This window comes from Nitrincola schmidtii, from assembly GCF_008973715.1.
In the GTDB taxonomy this organism is placed as follows: Bacteria; Pseudomonadota; Gammaproteobacteria; order Pseudomonadales; family Balneatricaceae; genus Nitrincola; species Nitrincola schmidtii.
The window spans coordinates 1-26,814 of sequence record NZ_WBOL01000013.1 but is presented as its reverse complement, the minus strand read 5'-3'; the positions used below and the strand labels follow the sequence as shown (position 1 = coordinate 26,814).

Here is a 26,814-nt window from a genome sequence, read left to right as displayed (position 1 = left end):
AGGTCGAACTCTCGAAAACTGTAATAAAGATTAGCGTCTAGTGAAAGGTATTGATATAGAGCGCCTCGACTTTATCTCGTGCCCATTGTGTCCGACGCAGGAACTTCAACGATGACTTAATCGATGGTTCATTATGAAAACAGTTAATGCTGATCTGCTCATACAGCGCATCCCAGCCATAATGATCGACAAGTTTCGTAAGGATTGTTTCAAGCGTAATGCCGTGTAGCGGATTGTTGAGTTGCTGATTCATCAGTCATGCTCCACATAGATTAAGTTATCGATATCAAAGCCACGCTCAGCAGACATGCGTTCAAATTTTTCGATGATGTCGGCGTCGATATTCGGTGTTCTTGCCAATAGCCACAAATATTTTGTTGTTGGACCAGAGATGAACGCGTATTGAGATGCTTCGTCCAGTTCAAAAATGACATAAGATCCGTAAAAAGGGCCAAAGAATGAGACTTTCAGAAACCCTTTGTCATCCGTATCGACAAAGTAGGCTCTACCTTCTGCTTCTTTCCATTGATCTTTTACTTGATCAAATCCGCGATTGATGACTCTTACACCACCGTCATTCCTCAGGCTGTATTCAGCAGTTACTTGGCTTAGACCTCTTTCAAAAGAATGATCTAGTCGAGCGATCTCATACCAAGTACCCAAGTATCGGTTAAGTTCAAAATTGGAGACGGGTTTAACGGCATCTGGCATTGCCGAACAACCGCTCAGGGCTAAGGTAAAAACTAGGGCGATAAGCTTTTTCAATCTATTCTCCAGGGCTTTTAAAAAAAGAGTTATAAAAAAGAGCTATAAAAGGAGCTGTACAAAAAGTGTCCGCGTCTAGTATCTAGATTAGCAGTTCATGATTGGCTTCGTTTCAGGGCCGCTTTAGTCAGTTTAGTCGCTTCCGCTTTTAAAGGGTCTTCAGGCCAGGGGTGTTTTGGGTATTTGCCACGCATCTCTTTTCGAACCTCAGCATAGGTGTTCCGCCAGAAGTGGGCAAGGTCTTGTGTGACTTGCAGGGGTCTTTTCGCAGGGGAGAGCAGGTGGATCACTAAGGTGACCTTTCCATGGAGTAGGCTTGGCTGCGCTTCGTAGCCGAACATCTCTTGCAGTTTCACCGCTAGCACAGGGGGGTGTTGCGTGTAATCAATGTCGATTCGCGAACCACTTGGTGCTGTAAAGTGCGTGGGTAGTTGTTTATCCAGACTTTGTTGCTGATCCCAACTCAACAGACTCCGAAGTGCACTGGTGATATCCACTTTTTCTAAATCGCGTAAATGCCGTGCCTGTTGAAGAAAGGGTAATAGCCACGTCAGTTTTCCATTGAGTAATGCCTGATCACTGACATCAGGCCAATCGTTTCCTGAGTGTTGATGCATTAACACCATTCTAGCGCGAAGCTGAAGGGCGCTGTCATTCCAAGCTAAACATTTCAGACCCTGTTTATGCAGATAGGTTATCCAAGCTTCTTGCCACTGTTCATTGGATAAACTGGGAAGAGTTTGACTGGTTAATCGAATTTGCCCCAGTTGAAGATGGCGTTGAGCTAGAAACTGACCCGATGCTTGCCAGCCTATCTCAGTGGTGTGAGTAAAGAGTTGCGAAGCGATCACTTCAAGGTGTGCCAGTACTGCTGAAGAAAGAGCGGTCGCAAGACGTATTTTTGTCCGTTGCTCTTGTGAAGTCAGGTCTACGCAGGCTAACCATTCAAAATGAGATAGATCGGATTCATATAAGGTTTCAGCACCGCGACCGTTACTCAACTGGTAACGGTTGCTGCTATCACGTTGCTTTGCGATACGATCAGGAAACGCCAGTGCCAGCAATAAAGCGGGTAGGTCATCCGATGCTAGCTGGATTGATAGCTTAGGGTTGCTCGAGAGCTTGTCAGAGTGTTGTTTCAGCTTTTGCCAAAGTGTTTGGGCGAGCGGTTTAATTCGCTTCGTGTACCGATGAGTGCGTTGATCAGCAGTTGAACGAAGTTTGAAAAGGTCATCGGAATGACGTTTTGTGTTTGGATACTCCTGAATGAAAGCTACCCATTCGCAAGCCTCTTTTCCATAGCCCAGAGAGTGAAGTGTCAAGAGTGCATGTGCCCAGCGTGGATCAATCCCTAGGGATGCGCAGGCTTGACCATGATCACTTAAACCGCTTTGACACTCATTCAACATTCCTAATTGCATAAGGAGGTCATTCGCCTGTTGTAAGGCGGGTTTGGGTGGCGGTGTTAACCAGAACAACTCATCGGCGTTTGCTCCCCACTGCATCAGCGCCATCAGTAGGGATGCTAGATCACTGTCGAGTATTTCAGCGCGAATATGCGCATCCAAACGTTCATGTTGTTGCTCCGACCATAAGCGATAACAGATTCCCTCGGCTTGACGACCCGCTCGACCTTGACGTTGAGTCGCAGAGGCACGAGAAATGTAACGGGTTGTCAGTTGGTGAATCCCGCTGGCTAGATGGAATGGGTTTCTGCGCTCTAGTCCGCTATCAATAACAATGCGAACACCATCAACGGTTAGTGAGCTTTCGGCAATATTCGTGGTGAGAATGACTTTACGTTGCTTCAAAGGAGCGGGTGACAGTGCTTCTTTTTGCTCGGCATCACTCAGCTGTCCATGCAGAGGGAGGACACGAATAAAGTCAGGCAGATCAGAAAGCCGTGCTTTGACCTGTTGAATTTCACGAACACCGGGTAAAAACACCAGCATATCCCCCTCATGCTGCAACGCGCGCCGCACGGTATTTGCACAGTGCTCCATCAAGGGTGTATTGGCATTATTGACAGGTTGATAGACGGTTTCGATAGGGAAGCTGCGTCCTTCGCTGACAACGAGCGGAGCCTCTAGCGCCTCGGTGAGTTTCTTCTCATCTAAGGTGGCGGACATAATCAAAATGCGCAGATCAGAGCGCAGTAACTGTTGGCACTGATGTGTTAATGCAAGCGCTAGATCGGCATGAAGATTACGCTCATGAAATTCATCAAAGATGACCAACCCCACTCCAGTAAGTTCAGGATCGTCTAATAGCATGCGAGTTAGTACGCCCTCGGTCACCACTTCGATACGAGTTTTATCACTGACTCGAGTTTCTAAGCGAATGCGATAACCCACCCGTTCTCCGACACTCTCGTCCAACTGTTTCGCCATAAACTGGGCAGCATGACGAGTCGCCAGACGACGAGGTTCTAACATCAAAATACGTTGGTTTTGAAGCCAAGGCTCGTTAAGCAGTGCAAGGGGAACTCGGGTCGTTTTGCCTGCACCGGGTGCAGCACTGAGTAATACACTTGAAGCCTTTTCAAGTTGCTCGCGTAACGCTGGCAGCACTTCGTCAATAGGAAGTGTGCCAGTGTTTATCTGTGTTGAGCTATTAGATAAATTCAATCGTTTAGTTTACGTGGATTCAAAGGTTACTTGGCGAATACCTTATCGATCTGTGTTCGAATCGGTTTCACCAATAGCATACCACCCAGCATGGCGACGAAGAATAGAACACCGCTAAGTCCACCCCAGCTCAGGGAAGCCATTGCAGGCCCAGGACATAGACCTACCAGCGCCCAACCGATACCAAACAACACAGATCCAATAATCAGATTATGATCGAGTTGAGTGCTAGGTTTGCTTGGGAAAGGAGCACCGCTCAGGGATGCGCTGCGTTTTTTTGTTAACTGCCATGCAATTAACATGGGGATGATCGCACCCCCTAACACAAATGCCAGAGTAGGGTCCCAGTCTCCAAAGACATCAAGCCATCCTTGCACTTTGTTAGTATCGGTCATGCCTGAAACGAGTAATCCAGCTCCAAAAAGACCACCTGCAAGGGCTGCTATCAATAAACGTTGCATTAAATCACCCCCATGACATGTCTAAACAATACCATCGTGATACCACCGGCAACTAGATAGAAAACGGTTGCCATAATGCCGCGAATGGAAAAGCGCGAAATACCACAGACACCATGTCCTGAGGTGCAGCCATTGGCTAAGCGCGTGCCCACACCCACCAACAATCCACCTAGAATCACAATAAACAGATTAGCGGTGGCATTGGTTGACACTTGAATATCAAATAAAGCGATCAACACAGCCGGCACAATGATTAATGCAGCTAAAAAAGCAATTCGCTCGGCCCAATCACTCAAACCACTACGATCAACAAGCCCACCAATTAAGCCGCTAGCCCCCATAATACGACCATTTCCCAGCAGGAAAATAGACGCAGCAACTCCTATCATCAGGCCACCCACAAGCCCCATGATCCATTCATTTGGAATCATTTTTCACCCATTTGTTGAAATTTACAGAATAGAACTGCGATATCACCCATATATCAGCAAACGAATATATAGACATCCCTACAGAATTCAAGTCACAAGACATCGGCCCTACATTAATGAGATAATAGCCAGTTAGCCAAACGCACCCTAACTGACACTCGGTACCCTCGCTCATGGAAATCAAAGTAAACTTTCTCGACAACCTTAGACTGGAAGCCAAGTTTGATGACTTCACCGTTATCACTGACCAGCCGATTCGCTACAAAGGCGATGGTTCTGCACCCAGTCCCTTTGATTATTTCCTAGCATCTTCAGCTCTGTGTGCCGCTTACTTCGTGCGTGTCTATTGCTTGGCGAGAAACATTCCAACTGAAAATATCCGCCTGTCACAAAATAATATTGTCGATCCAGAAAACCGCTATAACCAGACCTTTAAAATTCAAGTAGAGCTTCCTGAAAGCATCTCTGCAAAAGATCGCGAAGGGATATTGCGCTCGATAGATCGTTGTACGGTTAAAAAAGTGGTGCAAGTAGGACCCACTTTTGAAATAGAGACCGTTGAGAGTCTGGACGAAGATGCTCAAGCGCTATTAATGGCAACTCCTGCTGCAGATTCCGCCACCTTTATTCCTGGTAAAGATCTGCCGTTAGAACAAACCATCGCCAATATGACCAAAATCCTGTCTGACTTGGGCATGAAAATCGAAATCGCTTCGTGGCGTAATCTCGTTCCTCATGTTTGGTCATTGCATATTCGTGATGCGGCGTCACCCATGTGCTTTACCAATGGCAAAGGCTCCACCAAAGAAAGTGCATTGTGTTCAGCGTTAGGTGAATTTATCGAGCGTTTAAGCTGCAACTTCTTTTACAACGATCAGTTCTTTGGGGAAGAAATAGCACAGAGTGAGTTTGTTCATTATCCCTGTGAAAAATGGTTTACACCCGGTCCTAAGGATGCCTTACCCGAAGGCCTGTTAGATGAGCGCTGCTTAGCCATTTATGATCCGGAACAAGAACTCAGAGCATCCAATTTAATTGACACGAATTCAGGCAATGTGGCTCGAGGAATCTGTGCACTTCCGTTTGTTCGTCAATCTGACGGAGAAGTGGTGTATTTCCCCTCCAATCTGATTGAAAACCTTTACCTCAGTAATGGCATGAGTGCTGGCAACACCTTGGCTGAAGCTCAGGTGCAGTGTTTATCCGAAATTTTTGAACGCGCAGTTAAGCGACAGATTATTGAAGAAGAGTTAGCTCTTCCTGATGTTCCTAAAGAGGTGTTGGCAAAATATCCAGCCATTTTAGAAGGGATCGAAGCTCTTGAAGCACAGGGTTTTCCAGTGTTAGTGAAAGATGCATCCTTAGGTGGTCAGTTCCCTGTGGCGTGCGTAACCTTAATGAATCCTCGTAATGGCGGCGTGTTTGCTTCTTTTGGAGCGCATCCTAGTTTAGAAGTAGCGATAGAGAGAAGCCTAACAGAACTCCTTCAAGGTCGCAGCATCGAAGGTCTGAATGACTTTCAGCCACCCACCTTCAATAGTTTAGCGGTGACTGAGCCGAATAATTTTGTTGAACACTTTATCGATTCATCTGGGGTGATTTCATGGCGCTTCTTTAGTGCTAAATCCGATTACTCTTTCTGTGAATGGGATTTCAGTGGCACCAATCAGGAAGAAGCCGACACCTTGTTTGGCATTCTTGAAGAGATGGGTCATGAAACCTACATGATGGTTCACACCGATTTAGGTGCGCCGGTCTGTCGAATTTTGGTGCCCGGGTTCTCTGAAGTCTATCCGGTGGATGATCTGGTTTGGGATAACACCAACAAAGCCTTGGCCTTTCGAGAAGATATTCTAAACCTGCATCGTTTAACTGACGATCAATTAGCTGATCTGTTAGAGCGTTTGGAAGACAGCGAACAAGATGAATATATGGATATTAAAACCCTCATTGGCATCGAGTTTGATGAAAACACGCCATGGGGTCAGCTGACAATTCTTGAACTGAAACTGCAGATACATCTAGCACTACAGCAGCATGAAGAAGCCCTAGAAAAAGTTGAGCATTTTTTACAGTACAATACCAATACTTTGGAAAGAGGGCTGTTTTACAGAGCGGTCAATGCTGTATTGGAGATACAGTTAGATGATGATTTGTGTTTAGTAGATTATCTTTGTAATCTACAGCGTATGTTTGGCGAAGGAATAATGGAGGCTGTGGTAGGGACAGTTAAAGGCGAGATTCGCTTTTACGGATTAACCCCTACAAATATGCAATTAGAAGGACTGGATAAGCATTTGCGGTTAATCGAAAGCTACAAAAAGTTGCATAAAGCACGATTGGCATACGCAAATACCTAAGGGTTGTTAATTGATAAATCTAACTAAAAATGCTTTCAGTTTGAAGCGGATGGCCCGTCTACTAGTCATTTCTGTCGCATCGTTGCTCCTAGTGTTAACGACATTAGCTTCAGTGGTTGCGAAAGGGCCTGAGTTTGATCAAGTATTTACGGAATCTGGCGTGGTTATGTTGCTCATCGAGCCCGAATCAGGCCAGATTGTTGAAGCCAATGCTGCAGCGGCTGCCTTTTATGGTTATCCGCTGGAGCAGCTTAAACAGATGGCTATTCAACAAATTAATACCCTAACTCCCGAACAAGTTGCACAGGAAAGAGCTGCCGCTAAATCTGAAGGTCGCAATTATTTCGTTTTTAGACATAGACTAGCCAACAATGAATTTCGAACGGTAGAAGTTCACTCTCGGCCTTATCTTTTTGATGAGCAAAATCTACTTTTCTCCATTATTAACGACATCACCCCAGGCCGACACTCCGCTCAGGAAATGTGGTATTACCAAGAACAACTTGAAGCCATGGTTGATAGCCAAATAGCTGAGATCCAGCGTACTCGAACGCAGATGTATTGGCTGTTGATCGGTGCAGTGGTTATCCAATCTTTAGTGATTATTTATCTTATTGTAAATATTCAGCGTAGAAGACAGCTTGAACGGCAGCGCAAACAAACCACTCAAGCTTTATCAGCGTTAGCGACCACCTTTGCTCCCTTATCTGGCGTTGATTTTTATCAAGAAGTTTGTCATTACCTTTCAGAAAAACTGGATATTGATTACGTATTTGTGGCTGCTTTAAAACCCGACGGAAAACGTGCTCAGGTTATTGCCGGCAGTAAGAGTGGTTCAAATATTGAACCCTTTAGTTATCATCTTGATGGAACACCTTGTGCCGATGTGTGCATGGCCAAGCAGATGATACGGGCGCATAGTGTACAGAAAGCCTATCCAACAGATTCCATGCTGGTTGATCTTCAGGCGGAATCTTACATTGGAAACGTACTAACAGATAAAGCTAACAATCCCATGGGTATATTAGTGGCGTTAAGTCGTAAACCACTTAAAGATCCCGCAGCTATGAATTCGATGATGCAACTTTTTGTGGATCGAGTAACCGCAGAAATGCAGCGGAGTGAAGTGGAACAGCAGTTGAGTCAAATGGCCCATTACGATCCTTTAACTGGCTTGCCTAACCGTACATCTCTTGCTGAACGCCTTAAAGCAGCCATGATTCAGGCTGAGCACCAAAAAAAGCTGTTAGCATTACTCTATATTGATCTTGATGGATTCAAATCCATTAATGATAGTTATAGTCATGCGGTTGGCGATAAACTTCTGGTTAAAGTCGCTAAACGCATGAAAAGAGCGATGCCGGAGACGGCTGCATTAGCTCGACTCGGTGGTGATGAATTCGTTGCCGTGCTTGAGGATTTAGAAAGCCCTAACGATTGTTTACAGTTCTTAAAAAATCTATTATCGGTTGTTAATGAACCTGTTTATGTGGGTGATTTAGACTTTACTATTTCTGCCAGTATAGGTGTGGTTTTTTATCCACAGCAAGAAAACTTGGATGCTGATCAACTCTTAAGACAAGCAGATCAAGCGATGTTTCAAGCGAAACAAGGTGGTAAAAATCGCTTTCACCTCTTTGATGTGGCTCGTGATAAAGCACTTCGTGACCAGAATGAAAGTTTGCTGCAAATACGCAACGCTTTAAAAGCGGGTGAGTTTGAGCTTTATTACCAGCCAAAAGTAAATATGCGTACATTCGAGGTCATCGGAGCTGAAGCGCTGATTCGTTGGAATGATCCTGAGCGAGGGTTACTCCCTCCAGTCACTTTTTTACCCTTAATAGAAAATGACCCTCTCGCCATCGAGTTGGGGGAATGGGTGTTAGCCACCGCGATGGATCAGATTATCGCTTGGCGTAAGCAGGACATTCATTTACCGATTAGCGTTAATATTGATGCTATTCATCTGCAAAGTCCTAACTTTGTTGATCATCTTGAAGATAATTTAAAACGTCGAAAAGAAATCCGTAAAGGCGACTTACAGCTTGAAATACTGGAAACCACCGCGCTGGACGATGTCGTACAAGTGTCCAATATCATGATTGCTTGTCAAAACTTAGGTGTTGGTTTTGCTTTAGACGATTTTGGTACGGGTTACTCATCACTAACCTACCTAAAACGCTTGCCTGCTGAATTGTTAAAAATAGATCGAAGTTTTGTTCGTGATATGCTCGAAGACCCTGAAGATTTAGCCATTCTAGATGGTGTGATACGTTTAGCGGGAGCTTTCCAGCGTAAAGTCATCGCGGAGGGTGTTGAAACCCAAGCGCATTGTGATGAGTTGCTTAAACTGGGATGTGAATTAGGACAGGGATACGCCATCGCACGACCGATGCCTGCCAATATTATTCCTGAATGGCTAGAAGAGTGGAAAGAATCTAATCATCTGTGAGCCTCGTAGCTATACAACTCTAATTCTTATATCATATAAGAATAATCTTATATATTAACTACCGAGACACTATGCGTCATAAATTAAAATACTTAATACCGCCAGCATTGATCATTTTTGCGGTGTTAATCTTTATGTTATTAAAAGCGACTCGTCCTGAAGCCCCTCCGGTTGAAGAGGAGCAAAGACGTTGGCCAGTGGCAGCATTGAATATTCAAATAGAAGAGTTAAGTCCCACTATTCGTTTATTTGGGCAGATCAATACGGAAGCATTAACCAGTATTCGTGCCCGAAGTGCCGGGGATATTGATCAAGTCATGGTGCAATCTGGTGACAGTGTCGATCAGGGTGAACTGTTAATTCAAATCGATCCTCTTGATGCGCAAGCCGAAAGAGATCTTAAGTTTGCAGAGCGTGAAGATCTTCTCGCTCAGAAATCCCAACGTTTGGCTCAGTTTGAATCGGATAAGCGTTCTCTGACTCAAGACCGCGAGTTAGTGACGTTGGCAGAACGTCAGTTAGAACGAAATCGACAATTAGCCCAATCCAATCGAGTCTCTACACGAGATGTCGAAATTGCTGAGCAAGCATTAAGGCAGCAACGTTTAACCTTATTTCAAAAAGAGCTTGCCGTTGAACAGCACCCTTCACGTTTACAGCAGCTAGAAGCGTCATTAAAGCGAGTAGAAAGCCAACTACAAATTGCTGAGCGTAACCTAGCCGCAACTCAACTAACCGCTCCTGAAGCGGGTAGAGTTGTTGAAGTGATGGTTGCTCAAGGTGACAGAGTGAGTGCCAATACTGTGATGGCAACGCTAGTTGTTCCTTCGCGTATCGAATTAATGGCGACTTTGCCACTGCGTTATGTTGCTAAAGCACGTAGCTTGTTAGCGGATAATACCCCAATTACTGTCGAAGCCTTGGTTGATGGGGTGAGTTACCAGTTTGAGTTGGATCGATTTGCAGCACAAACCGATCGCTCAGCCAGTATGACTGGCTATTTCCGTTTAACCTCTGGAGATGCCACACAGCTTCCTTTAGGGCGATTTATTGAAGCACGTATGAGCTTGCCGACACTAGAACCCAGTATCTGGATTCCGACCTCGGCTCTCTATGGTCGTGATCGCATCTACCAGATCGATAATGAACGATTACATGCTATTACCGTTAATCTGCTGGGTGAATATGAACAGCAAGGTCGACCCGGTTTTCTGGTTCAAACCGATCAACTGAAGGATGGTGATCAAGTATTGGCGAATCGTTTGCCACAAGCGGTTGAAGGACTAGCAGTCGAAGTCATTGATGAGTACTCCGCTGGGAGCGATCTATGAGTCCAGAACGGGGATGGATTTCGCTTTTTTTAAAGCATCGTCTAGCCAGTTCGTTACTCATCATTCTGATGATCATGTCAGGATTTTGGGCGCTTTCTAAACTGAATACCCAATTCTTTCCTACCTTTTCATTGGAAGTGATCAGCGTCCGTGTGGCTTGGGCAGGGGCAAGTGCGGAAGATATTGAATCTGGAGTGACCTTACCCTTAGAGCAAACACTAAGAAGTGTTGACGGTTTGAAATCGATGACGTCAACCTCAACGCGTGGCATTTCGGCGATCACATTAGAATTCCGTGAAGACGTTGATATGACCCAAGCGCTGGCACAGGTTGAGGATCGTGTTTCTCAGCAGCGTAATCTGCCTGTGGAGTCAGATACGCCGGTTGTCTCTCGTATCGTTCGTTACGAGCCTATCGTCAGAATGTTGTTAACAGGCTTATCTTCTACGGATGAGCTTAGGGTATTAGCGCGTCAATTTGAAAATGAATTGCTCGATATTGGTATCGAAAAGGTGGATTTCACTGGATTGCCAGAAGAGATGATGGCTATTGAGTTATCCAGTATCGAGCTACAAGCATTAGAACTGACACCATCAAGAATTGCCGAGCAGTTAGCCCAGTTTACCACCGATCAGCCTGCGGGTGATTTTGGTCGAGACCAAGGTTCTCGTCAGTTACGTATTTTGCAACAGGCTAGAGATGAGCGAGATTTTGCCCGTTTACCGGTATCGACTGGCTTGGATGCAGGTCGAATTCAGTTAGGCGATGTTGCCCATATTGAGAGAAGAGCGCGAGAGGGTGAAACGCTGGTTCGCTATGAAGGAAAGCCAGCCGTTGAATTACTCTTGCAACGAACGGAAAGTACTGATGCCTTAAAAGCTGCCAAGCAGTTCAGCGAGTGGCTGAAACAAACTCAAAACCAACTTCCTGACACCGTTGAGTTGGTGGTCTATGACCAGCTCTGGCAGTTGATCAATGAGCGTATTCAGCTACTCCTGAAAAACGGTTTAGGTGGTTTAATTTTAGTCTTAGCGATCCTCTTTTTGTTTTTAAGTGGTCGATTGGCGATTCGTGTTGCAGTGGGTATTCCCATCGCCTTTACCACCGCTTTTGTTGCTCTTTATTTAGCAGGCGGTAGCATCAATATGATGTCGCTGTTTGGTTTTATTATGGCGTTGGGGATCATTGTCGATAATGCCATTGTGGTCAGTGAGCATGCTTACACCTTAAGAAGCCAAGGTAAATCTGCCGAAGATGCTGCTTACGAAGGTGCCACGCGAATGCTAGGCCCCGTGATCGCCTCTTCATTAACGACCGTTGCAGCCTTCTTTCCGCTGATGTTGATCGGTGGTGTGATCGGTAAGATTCTGTTCGAAATTCCGTTGGTTGTAATCTGCGTTATTTTAGCGACCTTACTGATCAGCTTTTGGATACTTCCTCATCAACTCAGCAAAGGCTTATCTGTATCAAGAGCTCAGTTGAAAGAGGAAGAAAAAGGTTTTCGTGGACGTTTTGAAAAACGTATAGAGCATTTTCGTGACGGGCCATTTCGTCGCACGGTAGAGCGTTCTGTTCGCAATCGATGGATTACGCTGGCTGCAGCACTTTCCATGCTCATCTTAGCTGTCGGAATCATGGCGGGTGGTCGTGTAGGTTTTACTTTCTTTCCAAGCCCTGATGGAACCACGGTGCGGGCAAATATCTCGTTTGTTGCTGGAACACCGCCTGAAACCGTTGAAGCGTTTATGGAAAAAGTGAATTCAGCGCTAGAAGAAGTAGAGCAGTTGTATGATGAGGAAGTGATTAAAGTCAAAGTGACTCGCTTAGGTCAGGGTATCAGCAGCCAAGGTACAGGAGCTAGAGGTGATCAGTTTGCATCCATGATTGTTGAGCTGACTTCACCAGATAGTCGTTCAGTGTCTAACCAAGCCTTAATCAGTCAATGGCAACAACGTATTCCAAAAGCTGCAGGCTTAGATGCGGTGCAAATAACGGCAGTATCGGGCGGGCCACCGGGCAGGGATGTGGATGTTCGTTTAAGTGGAGCCGATGCCTTTACGCTAAAAGCAGCAGCCGAAGTGCTAGCTGCAAATATGCAAGAGATTCCCGGGCTCTATGCCATAGAAGATGATACTCCGTACGGACAAGAGCAGTTATTGGTGAGTTTAACGCCTCAAGGTGAGGCACTGGGATTGACACCCCGTAAGCTTGCAGCAGAACTGCGCGGATTCTTTGATGGAACCCTAGTGCAACGCTTCCAAGATGGACTAGAGGAAGTGGAAGTGCGCGTCATGCTGCCAGCCAATGAACGACATAATCCACTCACACTGGAGCGTTTATTTATCCCCTTGCCAAGTGGTGAATGGGTGCCGCTTGATCATGTTGCGGAATTTACCAGTCAGCCCGGTTTCGAAACGCTGCGTCATGCTGATGCGCGCTTAGCTGTGCATGTCTCAGCAGAAGTGGATCGCAGCCAAGGCAATGCGGGTTTAATCCGTGAACGTTTAGCCGCAGAAGTCTTACCCAACTTAGCCAGAGACTTTAACCTTGAATGGTCATTTCAAGGACGTGCAGTGGATCAGCAGGAAACCTTAGGTGATATGCGCCTTGGGTTAATCTTTGCACTGGTTGCGATCTATATCGTTCTGGCATGGATGTTCGCCAGTTATCTATTGCCACTAGTCGTTATGGCGATTATTCCGTTTGGGCTCTTAGGTGCGGTTGCAGGGCATTGGATACTAGGATTAGAGCTAACAATTCTGTCATTCTTTGGGATTTTTGGCTTAACAGGAATCGTCGTGAATAACTCGATTATCTTGGTCAGTTTTTATCAGGAATTGCGTAAACAAGGATTGGAGGCGGAAACCGCGATTATCGAGGCTTCATGTCAACGTCTTCGAGCCGTGTTGATCACCTCCATCACCACCATTGCAGGCTTAATGCCGTTGTTATTTGAAACTTCAGTTCAAGCTCAGTTCCTGATCCCTATGGCGGTATCAATCATGTTCGGCTTGGCGGTGGCAACGGTGTTAGTCTTGGTCGTTATTCCTGCATTATTGCGTGTTGCAGTCCGCTGATTGAGTAGGCTGCGCACGTTTTCCTTGGCAGCGTTGACTGCAATATTTGACCTGATCCCAGTTGTCTTTCCACTTTTTACGCCAACTAAAAGGACGATGACAGCTGGCGCAAATCTTCTGAGGTAGATCGGCTTTTTTACGCATGGTATTTTTCGGCTCGCTCTTTTTAGCCATTAACCGATACCTGATTACGCAGTAATTTTGGCACAGACGCTTTGACTTCAGGACTGTTGCGCCATGCCCATAAGCGTTCTCGGGCAGATCGTCCTGTCTCAGTTAAATCAAATAACGGCTTGGCATACACTTCGGGTAAATCACTAAACATTTGTACTTCCATCGGTGTAATAAGCCAAGGCTGATGTTTCAGTTCAAGCGGAAAATCGTTCAATTCAGGAACATATTCACTGATGAAGTTAGCCTGCGCATCCTGCTTTAGTGACTGCTGAATGGGGTTATAAATTCGTAAGGTATTAAAGCCAGTCAGCCCTGCCTGCATCTGAATTTGTGGGTAATGAATACCCGGTTCAAAGTCTAAAAAGTGTTGTGCTAAATGCAGCGCGACTTGCTTCCAGTCCAGTTGTAAATGATGACAGGCAACACTGACCAACATCGAACGCATTCTGAAATTGACAAAACCTGTCCTTAACAGCGATCGCATACAGGCATCAATCAAAGGATAGCCAGTTTGACCAGTGGCCCATGCCTCGAAATACTCCTGTTGTTGTGATGGATTCAAGCTTTGCTGATGCTGTGATAACAATCGAGTGTATGCTGGATTTAGAGGTTCAAATTCAATACGACAATCGGATTCAAACTTCTGCACAAAATGACAATGCCATCGCATTCTGGAATAGAAAGCAGAGCGATGACGGCTAGAAGGGTGTTCTTTAAGTCGATGTAACACGGTTCTTAAAGATAGATTTCCATAAGCTAAATATGCGGATAATCGTGATGAAAAAAGCCGACTGGTATCGGGTTTGCTGATATGAAAGCAGTAGTTTGGCAAGGCTGATTGTATGAAAGTATCCAACCGCTGTTGTGCCTGAGATTCACCACCCGATTGATAATATGAATTAGGTTGTAACCATCGGCTCGGGAGTTGTTTACATTTAAGCTGCTGAACAGGATGCTCAGGCGGTAATGTTAAGCATTTAAGCTTGTGAAGCTGGGGTTGAACCAAAGCCTGATCAAAAAAATCATCAGCAAATTTTGACCAGCCTTTACGACCGAATTGCCCACGCTGGACCGCAAACTGAGGAAACTCTTGCCATTTCACTTGATGTTGATGACACCAACTTTCCACCGCTTTATCTCTAGCAAAGGTACTGGCAACGCCTATCTCTTCATGACTATAAATATGTTTAATGAAAAATTGCTGATGAAGTGTTTCCAGTAACGTGACCATATCACACCAAAACACATTCAGACGTAATTCAAATTGTTTGAGTTGTGTGGATAGATCAGTTAAGGATTGAACGATAAAGCGTTGATGAGACTCATGAAGGTGCGGGTCTCGCAGTAAGCTGGGTTCAAAACAGTAACAGATTAACGTAGGTAAACCCGCTTTGGCTGCATGCGTAAGGGGAGCGTGATCCTGTAACCGAAGATCACGCTTCAACCAGACCAGATTAATGGGCTGCATATCGCTAACTACTGACATCAGTCATGTATCGTTTTAATGGCGCATAATCGGCCAGTCAGCTGCATCGACCGTATCAAGATGCGTCACTTTGCTATCACCAGCCCAACGCCGAATAAACTCACCTTCAGGGTCATACATCTGCACTTGTTTAGTCAGATTAAAGTGACGTTGTCCTCGCGGATCTGCTCCAACACCGCCTAAGTACTGCCAATTACCCCAATTACTGGCAACATCGTAATCTAACAATTGTTGTTCGAAATAGGCTGCGCCGTAACGCCAGTCGATACGCATCTCATTAACCAAGTAACTGGCCACCCACTGTCGTCCTCGGTTTGACATATAACCTGTAGCATTGAGTTGTTTCATGCAGGCATTAACCGCAGAACTGGGTGTATTGCCTTCACACCAAGCTCTAAATCGCTGTGGGTAGAAACTGGTTAACGGTTTTCTCTGTTTATTGCCCGAAAACTTAAACAGTAGCGTGTCCAGTTTAAGGGCATTGAAATGAAAATATTCGCGCCAGAGTAGTTCAAAAAAGATCCAATAGGTCGAGTCATTAGCGCCAAATTTGGCTTCATGTTGCTTTAAGGCTTCCAAGGTTCGTCTGACCGACAAACTACCTTGAGCTAACCAGGGCGAGAATTTAGTCGAATCTTCCCAGGTATCCAATGCATTGCGCGTCTCTTTATAGCGTTGTGGCGCCTCACTACTAAAATAGTCATTAATATGCCTCAGGGCAGCAATTTCTCCTCCCTGAAAAGGTGAAGAAGCATCAGCAGCAGGACGATCAAGTGTCACGGGCCATTTGTGATCGTTAGTCACAGAAGGTGGCAAGTGAACGATCGAAGGGCAGGGCGGTGTAATTTCGAGGTGTTCAACGCGTTTGCGAAACCCGCTGAAGCTTTCAGGCAAGTTTTCTAAACTGAAAGGAAGTTGATCCAATTCAAACAATCGAGAGGTGTTCGTTCGTGAAAACCTCACCTCTTGATGACGCTGAGTTAAGGTATTCCAGCGTTTTCGTTCATAGCTTCCGACGATATCTGACGTGAAAACATGACCGACCTTATGCTCATGAATCAAAGAGGAAAGAATTTCAACAGGATTGCCCATACAGATTAACAGAGTTTGCCCAAGCGTTTGCAGTTGTTTATCCAGAGCGATCAAGCCTTCATATAGAAAACGCAATCGGTGTTGACTCATACCCTGAATGCCATAACGATTGGGTTTAAACTCAGTAGGATCAAGACAATACACTAACAGCAATTTATCGCAGTTGCAGGCTTGGTGAAGTGCCAGGTTATCATCTAAACGAAGATCTTGAGTAAACCAGAAAAGGTGTGTTGTGCTCACGAGTGCAAACCTTATAGCTTTATAATTAATCCTGATACGCTATAAGGGTAAATTTAGAGCAAAAAAAAACGCCACATCCTAAGATGTGGCGGTATCGCAGTGCCCCTCGAGTGCGAAAAAAAGCGATTTGAAGCTTGAGAGCCTGTCAAATCTTGATTTATATAAAGCAGTATGCGTGCCAGTTTTTATAAGTAATTAATATAATTAAATTAATTTCGTTTTAATCAAGTTTTGCGTTTTCAGAAATAACCAATATTCGCATTGTTTTGGTGCGATAATCCTTGTTCATGCTTTATATTGGTGCGTATGGCGGCCATGGCAGTTCATCCGCTCATCAGGCTATAATATTGTTTTACATTTCTAGTTTTTCTAACCGATTACAGAGACCTATCGCTATGACAGTTCGTACCCGTGTCGCACCGTCACCTACCGGTGACCCACATGTCGGCACCGCCTATATTGCGTTGTTTAACCTGGCGTTTGCCCGTCAACACGGTGGAGAGTTTATCCTTCGTATTGAAGATACAGACCAAACACGAAGTACGGCTGAATCAGAACAAGCGATCTTAGATTCTTTACGTTGGTTAGGTTTGGAATGGGATGAAGGTCCCGATATTGGCGGTCCACACGGTCCATATCGTCAAAGCGAACGCAAACATATCTACAAAGACTACGCCATGCATTTGGTGGAAGCAGGGCACGCTTTCTTGTGTTTCAGAACACCTGAAGAGTTGAATGAACTGCGCGACGCGAGACGCGCCAGTGGCGATCATACTGCTTTAAAACAGACAGATTTAGAGTTGCCAGCAGACGAGGCTGATCGTCGTCGTGCTGCTGGTATGCCGTTTGTGGTTCGTATGCGGGTTCCGGAATCCGGGATATGCGTTATCGATGATATGTTGCGAGGTCCAATGGAGTTGGACTGGGCACAAGTAGATGCTCAGATTCTGTTAAAATCCGACGGCATGCCAACCTATCACTTGGCCAATATCGTTGATGATCATCTGATGAAAATCACCCATGTTATTCGTGGAGAAGAGTGGATCAACTCAGCGCCTAAACACAAACTGCTTTATGAATACTTCGGCTGGGACATGCCACAGTTGTGTCACATGCCACTGTTGCGTAATCCCGACAAGTCTAAGCTTTCCAAGCGCAAGAACCCTACCAGCATCCTCTATTACCAGCGCATGGGTTATCTGCCTGAAGCCCTGCTAAATTATCTGGGTCGTATGGGTTGGTCGATGCCCGATGAACGTGAAAAGTTCAGTCGTGATGAGATGTTCAGCCATTTTGATCTTCAACGAGTTTCACTGGGTGGCCCCGTATTTGACCAAGAGAAACTCAGTTGGTTAAACGGCATGTGGATACGTGAAGATCTTTCTACCGAAGCCTTCGCCGCTGAATTCCAAAAATGGGCACTCAATCCAGAATACTTGATGCAAATTATTCCCCTGATACAACAGCGTGTCGAAAAATTCTCCGACGTTGCGCCGTTAGCAGGATTTTTCTTATCTGGCATGATGCCAATAAACGCCGATAGTTTTGCGCATAAATCATTAACGCAAGAAGATTGTCGTCGCATTCTACAATTCGCATCCTGGTATTTAGATAAGCAAGTTCAATGGGATAAAGACAGCTTATTTACGGGATTAAAAGCCTTGGGCGAAGGCATGGGATACAAAATCCGTGACTTCCTCTTTCCTTTGTTCGTGGCAATCGCAGGAACCTCGCAAAGTGTCTCGGTGGTTGATTCCATGCAGATTCTCGGACCTGATATGAGTCGTGCACGCGTGCGTTTCGCATTGGATCAATTGGGTGGCACATCTAAAAAAGAAGCCAAGCGTTGGGAAAAAGAATTTGCCGAGATTCAAGCCTAAAGCTAACCCGATGAAAAACGTCTAAAAAGAGTAGTTGACAGAGGTGCGTATGAATCTTAATATACGCACCGTCTTCATGACTTGGGGTCTTAGCTCAGCTGGGAGAGCGCAACGCTGGCAGCGTTGAGGTCAGGGGTTCGATCCCCCTAGACTCCACCAATACATTTTTTACCTTTAAAAATCAGTTAGTTATGAATTGTTAAAGGCAAAAAACAGTGCAGGTGACACCAAGGGGTGACACCACCGGCTAGACCGGAGCACTGCACATGCACATACCTCACACTTACCGCAAACACACAGGCACTTACTACGCCCGCTTTTCACTTCCTAGACGTTTTTACCCCACACGCGACATACGCCTTAGCTTACAAACAAAAAGCCCTACAGCGGCTAAACAGCGCGTTTATAGCCTTGCCAACCACTGGCACAGTTTAACTTGCAGTGATGACTTCGATTCCTATAATAACCCACATCAAATTAAGAGTGAGTTATTAACAATGTGGGAACGAGAAGAAGAAGAGCGTAAACAACGCGATAAAAGGGTTAAAACAACTAAAAAAAGGGTAAAACACAACCCTTTTAAGCCACCTATTGCACAACCTGTCGATTTTTCAAAAATCATTAATAAAATAGAAGCACCTGATGGGACTGTTTTTGATACAGGAAATGCCGATAAAGACCTAGAGCTATACATAAAATACAAACAGCTTACTGAAGACGATAAAACAACAAAAGCTGTTACAGGTATAACACTAACTGAACTTGTTAAAATTTTTACCAAAGAAAAAGTAGATAACAAAAGTTGGGAAAATCCTAAAACATACTCTCAGTTATCAGGACGACTGAATAAAATATGTAAATTAGCACCAAATAAGCCTGTAAACGGGTACACCAGAGACAATGCAATAAATGTAAGGGAAGCTATTTTAAACATACAGTTTAGAGGTGAAACCATAGAAGCAACTACGGCAAGCAAATACCTGAAATTATTAATTGAAGCAATAAATTTTGGAAATACGCAACAATTAATTAGCACGACTGTATTTAATGACTTAATAATTAAAGGCAAAACAAAAAATAAAGGTACATTAACCGACCATCATTTCGAAGCTATTTTTAACGGCTACATATATAAAAATATTGCACCACCAAGCAATGTATCCCCCAAAGTTATATATTCTTATATGTTTTGGATACCTTTAATATGTGCTTATACCGGATTCCGTATTGGCGAAGCTGCTGGCTTACAAGTACAGGACATTAATCAGTGCCCAATAAGTAAAGTTTATTACTTTAAAATACGGGATAGTAAGACTGAAAACGGAAAGCGTGAAGTGCCAATACATAACGCAATTTTAAGTGCCGGTTTTATGGATTTTTATCAAGAACGAAAAAAATTAGGTATAACTGCGATGCTTTTTGATGGAATTACTTATAATACAAGCAATAAGTGGGCTAAAAGTCCATCAGATTGGTTTAATAGTAATCTGCCGTGGGAGGGCTATTTAGTAAACTGTATTGGTGCAAAACCTAAAGGCTGGGGTACTCATATGTTCAGGCATACAATAACAGATTATATGCGAAACAAATTAGATTTGGGCGACGACAGAATAGCAATAACACTCGGACACAGCAGTAAGACAGTAACAGGCAATTACGGAGGTAAAACTGTAATTGAAAATAAGTCGATTTTATTAAATAGAGTTGTTTTTAACGTTAATTTAGATCATGTCAAATGGTGTGATTTCGAACAATATATGAATGATTTTAACAATAAATAAAAATATTTTAACTTATTATTTGCAACCTTTATTTAGTGGTCTATAATTAGTTTAATTAAAAAGGGGGACTCACTCCACATTTTACTTTGTAAAATGTCCGCTCGTCCTCCCCCTTTTTAATTTTAACAACAAGGATTTTATTAAATGGAATTACTATTATGGCAACACGAGAACAGAGGCAGAATCAAGCTCAAAGCGAAAATGAAGAGAAAGCACGTAAGCGAAATTCACACGTTAAAAAGTCAAAGAAAAATGACAATGATAACGTAAAACAAACATCGAAAAACAGTCGAAAAAGCGGCACTGGGAAAGCTATTATGCGTACTCAGAAGCTTAAAACTTTTTCGCAAATAACAGGTGCAGGTAAACATATTCAGCGCTTACAACACACACCTAACGCTGACCCTGAGCGTCTTCATCTTAACAGGCAATTAAAAGGCACAGGCGATCTCACAGCTGATGTTAGAAATTACCTTAATCAGCACATAGAAGTTCGACATAAAAACGGCAAGCCAAAGATTCGAAACAATGCTGTTTTGTGTGTAGAACAGGTTTTAACTGCAAGCAATGAGTATTTTCAAGATGACCCAAACAACGAGAGATTAAGAAAATGGATCGATGCTCAAATGCAGTACATAGAGAAAAAATGGGGAGATAATGCTGTTAGTGTTGTTTTACACAACGACGAAAGATCACCGCACTTGCATGTACATATTGTTCCTATTGTTAATGGAAAACTCAATGCAAGAGCGTTAATTGGTGGTAAAAGCGATGAAATGAGCTTAATGCAAGATGAGTACGCAGACGCAATGAAGCCCCTAGGTTTAACACGCGGAATAAAGAATTCTAAAGCTTATCATACGACTATTAAACAGTTTTACGGCATGTTGGAACATGATGAAAAAATCAAAATGCCAGAGTTTAAAAACAGTGTTAAAAACATACTCAAAACACTTATAAATCCTCAAGAGTCTTTTGAAAAACAAGCCGCAGCTTTATTAAAGCGTGTTGTATATAACGAAAAACAGCTTACATACTTAAAAAGACAAATTAACAACGATAGACACAAATCAAAAATAGTAGATAAAAAGCTTGAACATGCCGATAAACAGCTAGAAAAAGCACATTCAATCGTTGATAGAGTTAAAGATCAAAATAACGATTTAAGAGCTATAAACAGACAGTTAATAAATGAACAAGCACAAATTAGCGAGCAATTAGCTTTATATAAAAAATATGAAGAACAAATAAAGCAAATCGAAGAACAACAACGGTTACAACGCGAACAACAGCTAAACAAGCAATTAGAGCTGGAAAAACAAGCAATGCGCCAAGAGTATTATAGAAACAATAATAACGATAGAGGGCTTACACGATGAAATATACAATAAAATAATAAAACTAATGCAAGATTGTGTTTTATTAAGCTTGCGTTAAGTTTCAATATTATTTAATAAATAAATTAAACTTTATTTAGTTTATACTATACTAAGCATTATAAAAAGTTAAACCCCAGTGCTGTTAACACTAGGGTTTAGAAAGGTACAGATCGCAGCTGCACCAAAAGTTAATTAAATTATAGCACTACTTTGAGGATTGTAAATAGTTTACACCAAAAAAAATGAAATAATTTAGCCCTTCCAGCCGCATTCTGTACTTAAAACATGGAGTTTTAAAATACAGGATGTATACATGCAAAAATCAATTAATTATGCCCAATTTGTACAGGTAAACAAGTTTGCCCAAGCAAATAATACTGTTGGCTTACCCAATCCAGATGTTATTAACAAAATAGCAAAAGCCAGCCCTTACACAATAGCGTTTGATAGCGAGCAATTAACTGCAAATGAGCTTTTACCGTGCATAATACATTGCTCATTACGCCCAAAAAACCTTGCTAAATTAGCTGTACGTTTAAAAACAAAGCCGCTTGTTAAAAAGTACTGGGTAAAAGTGCTTAGAGGCTACTATTTAGAGCAATATGCTTTTAGTAAAAGACTAGTCGGGGCTAATAGCAAGTTTGTATATAGCAAAACAGCTTATAATTACAAAATACAGCAACAGTTAAACGAGGATTATTTAAGCAGTAATAGTGTTACTATTGCTGCTTATAACGGACAGCATTACACTGCCAAGCTTGCAGACATTGTACCCACCGAAAAAGACAGAATTGGAGAAATTGTTAGCGATTTAAAGATGACCGAAGCAATAGCTGAAAACCTCGGTTTAATAAGCGTTTTAGCCACTTTTACAGCCCCGCCTGAGTATCACCCAAACCCCAGCAAAGGCAAGTGTTCTTGGGGCGGTTACAGTAGCCGCGAAGCCCTTGCCTTTATTTACAATAATGCATACCGCAAAGTTTATGTTATGGCTCATAAAGCGGGCATACAGTTACTAGGTTTTGTTGTGCCCGAACCACATAAAGATGGCTGTCCCCACGTACATGCTGCTTTATTTGTAAAACCAAGCCAATTAAAACAGCTATACCGCATTTTAATTAAAGTACGTAAAAACATTGCACGTGTACATAATTGCCCAAATTACATGCTGGATATTAAGCCGCAAAGCCGTTTACCTGCTGGTAAAAAACTGGCTAAACCTAGCTCCTACGTTATGAAATATGTCCTTAAAAGCTTTAACTGCCCGGATGCTGCGGCATGGTACAGCCGCACAAATGGCAGGGAAATTAGGCGTTATAACATACTTGGGTTAAGTAAATTTAAAACAAAATATAACTACTTATATAAAATGCGTAACCAGTTATTGGCAGTTTATGGCAACATACCCTTAATTAATGAACTAGCAACTATGTTAAAAAGTGATACAAAAAGCCATTTAAAAAAGCTGGATTTTTACTATAACTATAACAGCTATTTTAAAGGCGTTTATGTGGAAAGCGAATGCGGAGAATACACTAAATTAAGCCATTTAGAGCTTATTTTAACACCAACCAACATAACACTAATTATTAACAAAAACCGCTTATTAACAGCACAAGAAGTAGAAGAGCTTGAAGAAAAATCGGAATTAGTCTGTGGTACAACAACCACAACTAAAAATGATACTGGAACAGTTGTTGTACATTATTCAAGGGGGGGTGAGCTTGCGCCAAACCCCCAAGAAGTTGAGGTTTATTTAGGTGATTTAGATGAATTTGATGATGATTTAGGTGAAATAAACCTACTCGACATTTAGTTAACCACCAATTAACTAATAAATAAAAAATAAGCGGCTAATGCCGCTAAAATTGTTTGTTTATTCATCTTTTACTAAGTTGTTTTTTCCTTTAAAGGGAAATGTAGGTCTTTAATTAAGAGAAGATGTCATAAGATAAGATTACCCCTTCGGGGCTGGAAAGGGGAAAGATGGACATTAACTAAGTTTTTGTTTACCTTTTGTTAAGTTTTAGATAAGTGTAACCATACAGTTACACTTATTATTGAAGCATTTAATTATTTTTTGTTATTGTTAAAAGTCTTTCGTTAATTGATGGTCCGCGATGAAACGTATATTCAATTGTATAGTTATCATTAGTAAATTTTTTGTTATCTGTGCTATTGAAAAAATGGTTTTTTATTTCATTACTTTCGCTTTTGAAATATCGTTCAGAAACACTTAATAACCATGATTCTGCAACATCTTTATCCTGAGCGGCTGAAGTTCCAGAGATTGAACTTGTTGTATATTCATTCCACATAAAGCGAAAGTTTCTTATTGTATTACTTCCACTATTTCCATTTATAAATATCTTAACAGTCTCACCTAAACCACCAATACAGCCGTAAAGAGCTGCACTGTTTTGACTTGCTGGAAGAACTCGTGGATTTGAACATTTGACCAATTCAGTTATTATGCTTTGTTCAGTATTAAATGTTTCGAATGCGTTAACTGTGGAAGAAACAGATAACACACACAAGGCTAGAGCATATTTTATTTTATTCATAATTTCCTCATTTTATAAACTTAAAGTTATGAATTATAAGTAATTGACCAGTGTATTCAACTTGGCATTCGTAGTGTTCTCGTACAACAGCCCCAAAACTGTTTTGTCCATCAACAAAGCCTCTTATGAGCCACTCGTTTTCATCAACTTTGTACACATTAATATCACGCATAGGAGGAAATTTAGCGGAACTAGGCGATCTCATATTATTCCGCACTCTATTTTGACATGTAATAAGTGCATTATACTCGTCAATAACTGGGCTTTTTTTAGTCTCTACCTGATTGATGGGAGGATGAGATGATTCAGGTATTTGATACCAGATAAATGTGGCAAGTGAAGATAAAACTAGTAGAACAAACCAGCCGGGCAGGTTTTTTCTTTTTGATTTATCATTTTCTGTTTTTGATGACATAAGAACATTCCATTATTCTAGAGCAAATGGTAACGGTAGGTGTGCTCGAACCTCCACCTTGTTGCTTAAATTCTATACCACATCATAATCATGTGACCAGCCAAACTTACAGTAAGTAATCGATGCCATACGGCTTCATTTGGCTTACATTAACTTTTCCCTTTCAAGGGGAAGAGGTGTTGTTAACCTAATCCCTTTTGTCTATAGTTAGGACTATAGGAGGTGACACCAAGGGGTGACACCAGACACATGGACGCTTATAGTACTATAGTTAAATCATTGTTTTGTAAGTACTATTCTTTATAAAATAGCCGGAATTAGCGTCCCCCCTAGACTCCACCACTTCTTGTAACATTATGATTTTAATAGTTTAATCTTAATCAGTAGACTATCCCTTATCCAGTTTCACATGAAAGGTACAATTGCAGGTACACTTCATGTCATATGCAGACTATCTCGTCCTTCCATCTTCAGGCATCTATCATTTTAGATATATTCACAAATACCATGGCAAAAGGGCGGCTATAAAATTATCGCTTAAAACACGTTGCAAAAGAATCGCACGTAAAAATGCGTTATTATTGAGTGAATTGTGTAAGAGTCTGCTTCGTGATATATGCCATATGAAAGCACTTGAGGAACTTAAAGCCGTTCGCGACCACATTGCTGAAGACAATAGTCAGCTTGGTGTAGATGCAGTTAGAAAGGCTATGATTGCTATAGATTTACTTGAAAAAAAGGCAACTTGGGTTCAAGTTAATCTAACATTACTTGAGAAGAACATCGACTCTCTAACCCTAAAAAAAGTTATCTCATTGTATAGTAAGCACCACATCGGTCTTAATAAGGCTCTTGAAGTTGCTGAAAAGAAACAGTTAGAAAGTATTTACAAGCAGATAGCTGATAGCAGATTTCCTTCAGAGCCAAGCGCTGACAAGCTCTCAATGGCTCCATCCAAAGCCCAAAAGGAATCTTTGTCTATCTCTGAGGTTTGGGATAAGTACATAGAAGAGGCTAAAAGGGCAAAGAAGGCACCATCTACCATACGCGATTATGAAGTGGCTAAAAGCATCATTACTGGACTACTATCAACACATAAAGTTAGTGAGATTAACAAGTCTGTAGTTAGAGACTTCAAAGAAAGTTTGCTGAAGATGCCGGCAAATGCTAGCAAGATTAAGTTATTCAAAGGATTATCATTACTTGAGTGCACTAAACTTGAACATGATCAAAATCTTATCTCAACTGCAACAGTAAATAAGTATTTGAAACAGTTCAGTGCTGTTATGGCTTGGTCAATAAATAATGGTTATTATCTTGACACTAATCCTGTCCAAGGGACTGCAATTAAGCAATCAAAAAGAACCATCGATAGTAGAAAGCCATTTGATGCCAATGACTTAAAAGTAATTTTTGAGCAGAGTTTGTTCCAAAATGATAACCCCGAGCGTGTAGCAAGACCGTATAAGTTTTGGTTGCCGTTGTTGGCACTTTATACAGGGGCAAGATTAGCTGAATTATGTCAACTTTACCTTAAAGATATAAACCTCAAGAGTGCAATACCTCACCTAACCCTTCGAGAGGAAGCAGAGGATCAAAGGCTCAAAACAGATTCTGGTTGGCGTGTTATACCCATACATTCACACTTGATAGATATTGGTTTTGAACATTTTGTATCAGCTCTAGAGAAAAAGGGTGAGGTTAGACTATTCCCTGAGATTAAGAAATCTAGGCATAGTTACAGTACAAACCCATCAAAGTACTTCAGTAAAGCCTTTCAAAAACTTAATTTTGATGAAACTAAGGTCTTTCATAGCTTCAGGCATACATTTTCAAATGAACTGAAAAAGCTAGGTGTGCAAGAGGCTATTGCGGCAAATCTGATGGGGCATTCACATAAACAGCTGACATATGGTCATTATGGAGCAGATGCTGATCTTGAAATGATGAAGGATGCTATTGATAAGCTCAAGTTCAATGAAATATGCACACACTTGCGATGGTAATTTACTGATTTAAGTAGGCTGTATCATTTGTTTTGAGTCATGATGGCATGCTTTGTTCACTAGATTTAAACAAGCATGCTATTGATTTATATATTTTTTTATTGGTAGCATCTTTTGTTTTGTACTTCTAGCTGTTAGCTCCGATCTTTGTATCTTCATTACCTTATGTAAACGCTGCTCTAAAACCGCGTATATTTGCCGAATATCTTCCTCGTTAGTTTTTTCCTAATTTCACTTAATGTGTTCGACGGATTCAGTTTTGATGAGTGAATGGGTATTTGTTGGAGAATAGT

Annotated in this window: 19 protein-coding genes and 1 tRNA gene; 10 read left to right on the top strand and 10 right to left on the bottom strand. The window is 42.3% G+C overall.

Annotated elements, in window-relative coordinates; all coding sequences use genetic code 11:
* Positions 1 to 37 precede the first annotated feature (37 nt).
* The 5 genes from F7R24_RS11715 to F7R24_RS11695 form a co-directional block, all read right to left on the bottom strand.
* Positions 38 to 253, bottom strand: a complete 216-nt coding sequence (locus tag F7R24_RS11715) for a VF530 family protein (RefSeq protein ID WP_151671446.1) — start codon at positions 251 to 253, stop codon at positions 38 to 40.
* A complete protein-coding gene (locus F7R24_RS11710; protein ID WP_151671445.1) occupies positions 253 to 765 on the bottom strand; it encodes a lipocalin family protein in 513 nt (170 codons plus the stop codon). Before F7R24_RS11710 ends, F7R24_RS11715 begins: the two co-directional genes overlap by 1 nt.
* A 95-nt stretch (positions 766 to 860) precedes the next feature.
* The gene (gene hrpB / locus F7R24_RS11705) at positions 861 to 3,392 is read right to left on the bottom strand and encodes an ATP-dependent helicase HrpB (RefSeq protein ID WP_151671444.1); all 2,532 of its coding nucleotides are present in this window, start codon (positions 3,390 to 3,392) and stop codon (positions 861 to 863) included.
* Positions 3,393 to 3,418: 26 nt separating this feature from the next.
* Positions 3,419 to 3,853, bottom strand: coding sequence for a DUF6691 family protein (locus F7R24_RS11700; RefSeq protein WP_151671443.1), 435 nt, complete (start codon positions 3,851 to 3,853; stop codon positions 3,419 to 3,421).
* Entirely contained in the window at positions 3,853 to 4,284 is a 432-nt protein-coding gene (locus tag F7R24_RS11695) for a YeeE/YedE family protein (protein WP_206057537.1), read from the bottom strand. Before F7R24_RS11695 ends, F7R24_RS11700 begins: the two co-directional genes overlap by 1 nt.
* Positions 4,285 to 4,457: 173 nt before the next feature.
* Here F7R24_RS11695 and F7R24_RS11690 point away from each other — a divergent pair, with 173 nt between their 5' ends.
* From F7R24_RS11690 to F7R24_RS11675, 4 genes are all read left to right on the top strand, one after another.
* On the top strand, positions 4,458 to 6,644 hold the full coding sequence (locus F7R24_RS11690; RefSeq protein ID WP_151671442.1) for an OsmC domain/YcaO domain-containing protein: 2,187 nt from the start codon (positions 4,458 to 4,460) through the stop codon (positions 6,642 to 6,644).
* Between the two features lie 49 nt (positions 6,645 to 6,693).
* Positions 6,694 to 9,096, top strand: a complete 2,403-nt coding sequence (locus F7R24_RS11685) for a sensor domain-containing protein (RefSeq protein ID WP_168926824.1) — start codon at positions 6,694 to 6,696, stop codon at positions 9,094 to 9,096.
* A gap of 71 nt (positions 9,097 to 9,167) precedes the next feature.
* Complete coding sequence (locus tag F7R24_RS11680) at positions 9,168 to 10,427, top strand: efflux RND transporter periplasmic adaptor subunit (protein ID WP_151671440.1); 1,260 nt, start codon at positions 9,168 to 9,170, stop codon at positions 10,425 to 10,427.
* Complete coding sequence (locus tag F7R24_RS11675) at positions 10,424 to 13,504, top strand: efflux RND transporter permease subunit (protein ID WP_151671439.1); 3,081 nt, start codon at positions 10,424 to 10,426, stop codon at positions 13,502 to 13,504. The genes F7R24_RS11680 and F7R24_RS11675 overlap by 4 nt, the downstream gene beginning before the upstream one ends.
* Here the strand turns inward: F7R24_RS11675 and F7R24_RS11670 are convergent.
* The 3 genes from F7R24_RS11670 to F7R24_RS11660 are packed head-to-tail and all read right to left on the bottom strand — an operon-like array spanning position 13,481 to position 16,496.
* A complete protein-coding gene (locus tag F7R24_RS11670; RefSeq protein WP_151671495.1) occupies positions 13,481 to 13,648 on the bottom strand; it encodes a DUF2256 domain-containing protein in 168 nt (55 codons plus the stop codon). The genes F7R24_RS11675 and F7R24_RS11670 overlap by 24 nt on opposite strands.
* 22 nt (positions 13,649 to 13,670) lie before the next feature.
* Positions 13,671 to 15,164 (bottom strand): FAD-binding domain-containing protein, encoded by a 1,494-nt coding sequence (locus F7R24_RS11665; protein ID WP_151671438.1) that lies wholly within the window; start codon positions 15,162 to 15,164, stop codon positions 13,671 to 13,673.
* Positions 15,165 to 15,179: 15 nt separating this feature from the next.
* On the bottom strand, positions 15,180 to 16,496 hold the full coding sequence (locus F7R24_RS11660) for a DASH family cryptochrome (RefSeq protein ID WP_151671437.1): 1,317 nt from the start codon (positions 16,494 to 16,496) through the stop codon (positions 15,180 to 15,182).
* A gap of 395 nt (positions 16,497 to 16,891) precedes the next feature.
* On the opposite strand from F7R24_RS11660, the gene gltX reads away from it, so the two are divergent.
* The 5 genes from gltX to F7R24_RS11635 all read left to right on the top strand — a co-directional run bounded on the left by gltX (position 16,892) and on the right by F7R24_RS11635 (position 23,352).
* Positions 16,892 to 18,376, top strand: a complete 1,485-nt coding sequence (gene gltX, locus F7R24_RS11655; protein WP_151671436.1) for a glutamate--tRNA ligase — start codon at positions 16,892 to 16,894, stop codon at positions 18,374 to 18,376.
* An 83-nt stretch (positions 18,377 to 18,459) separates the two neighbouring features.
* Positions 18,460 to 18,535 (top strand) — tRNA-Ala (locus F7R24_RS11650).
* 107 nt (positions 18,536 to 18,642) lie between these two features.
* The gene (locus F7R24_RS11645; protein WP_151671435.1) at positions 18,643 to 20,157 is read left to right on the top strand and encodes a site-specific integrase; all 1,515 of its coding nucleotides are present in this window, start codon (positions 18,643 to 18,645) and stop codon (positions 20,155 to 20,157) included.
* A gap of 158 nt (positions 20,158 to 20,315) precedes the next feature.
* On the top strand, positions 20,316 to 21,536 hold the full coding sequence (mobV, locus tag F7R24_RS11640; protein ID WP_151671434.1) for a MobV family relaxase: 1,221 nt from the start codon (positions 20,316 to 20,318) through the stop codon (positions 21,534 to 21,536).
* Between the two features lie 313 nt (positions 21,537 to 21,849).
* Complete coding sequence (locus tag F7R24_RS11635) at positions 21,850 to 23,352, top strand: replication endonuclease (protein ID WP_151671433.1); 1,503 nt, start codon at positions 21,850 to 21,852, stop codon at positions 23,350 to 23,352.
* Between the two features lie 253 nt (positions 23,353 to 23,605).
* Here F7R24_RS11635 and F7R24_RS11630 read toward each other — a convergent pair whose 3' ends face one another.
* Together F7R24_RS11630 and F7R24_RS11625 are read right to left on the bottom strand one after the other, a co-directional pair.
* Positions 23,606 to 24,100, bottom strand: a complete 495-nt coding sequence (locus F7R24_RS11630; protein ID WP_151671432.1) for a hypothetical protein — start codon at positions 24,098 to 24,100, stop codon at positions 23,606 to 23,608.
* A gap of 7 nt (positions 24,101 to 24,107) precedes the next feature.
* A complete protein-coding gene (locus F7R24_RS11625; RefSeq protein WP_151671431.1) occupies positions 24,108 to 24,515 on the bottom strand; it encodes a hypothetical protein in 408 nt (135 codons plus the stop codon).
* A gap of 437 nt (positions 24,516 to 24,952) precedes the next feature.
* On the opposite strand from F7R24_RS11625, the gene F7R24_RS11620 reads away from it, so the two are divergent.
* Positions 24,953 to 26,521, top strand: coding sequence for a site-specific integrase (locus F7R24_RS11620; protein WP_151671430.1), 1,569 nt, complete (start codon positions 24,953 to 24,955; stop codon positions 26,519 to 26,521).
* Positions 26,522 to 26,814 lie beyond the last annotated feature (293 nt).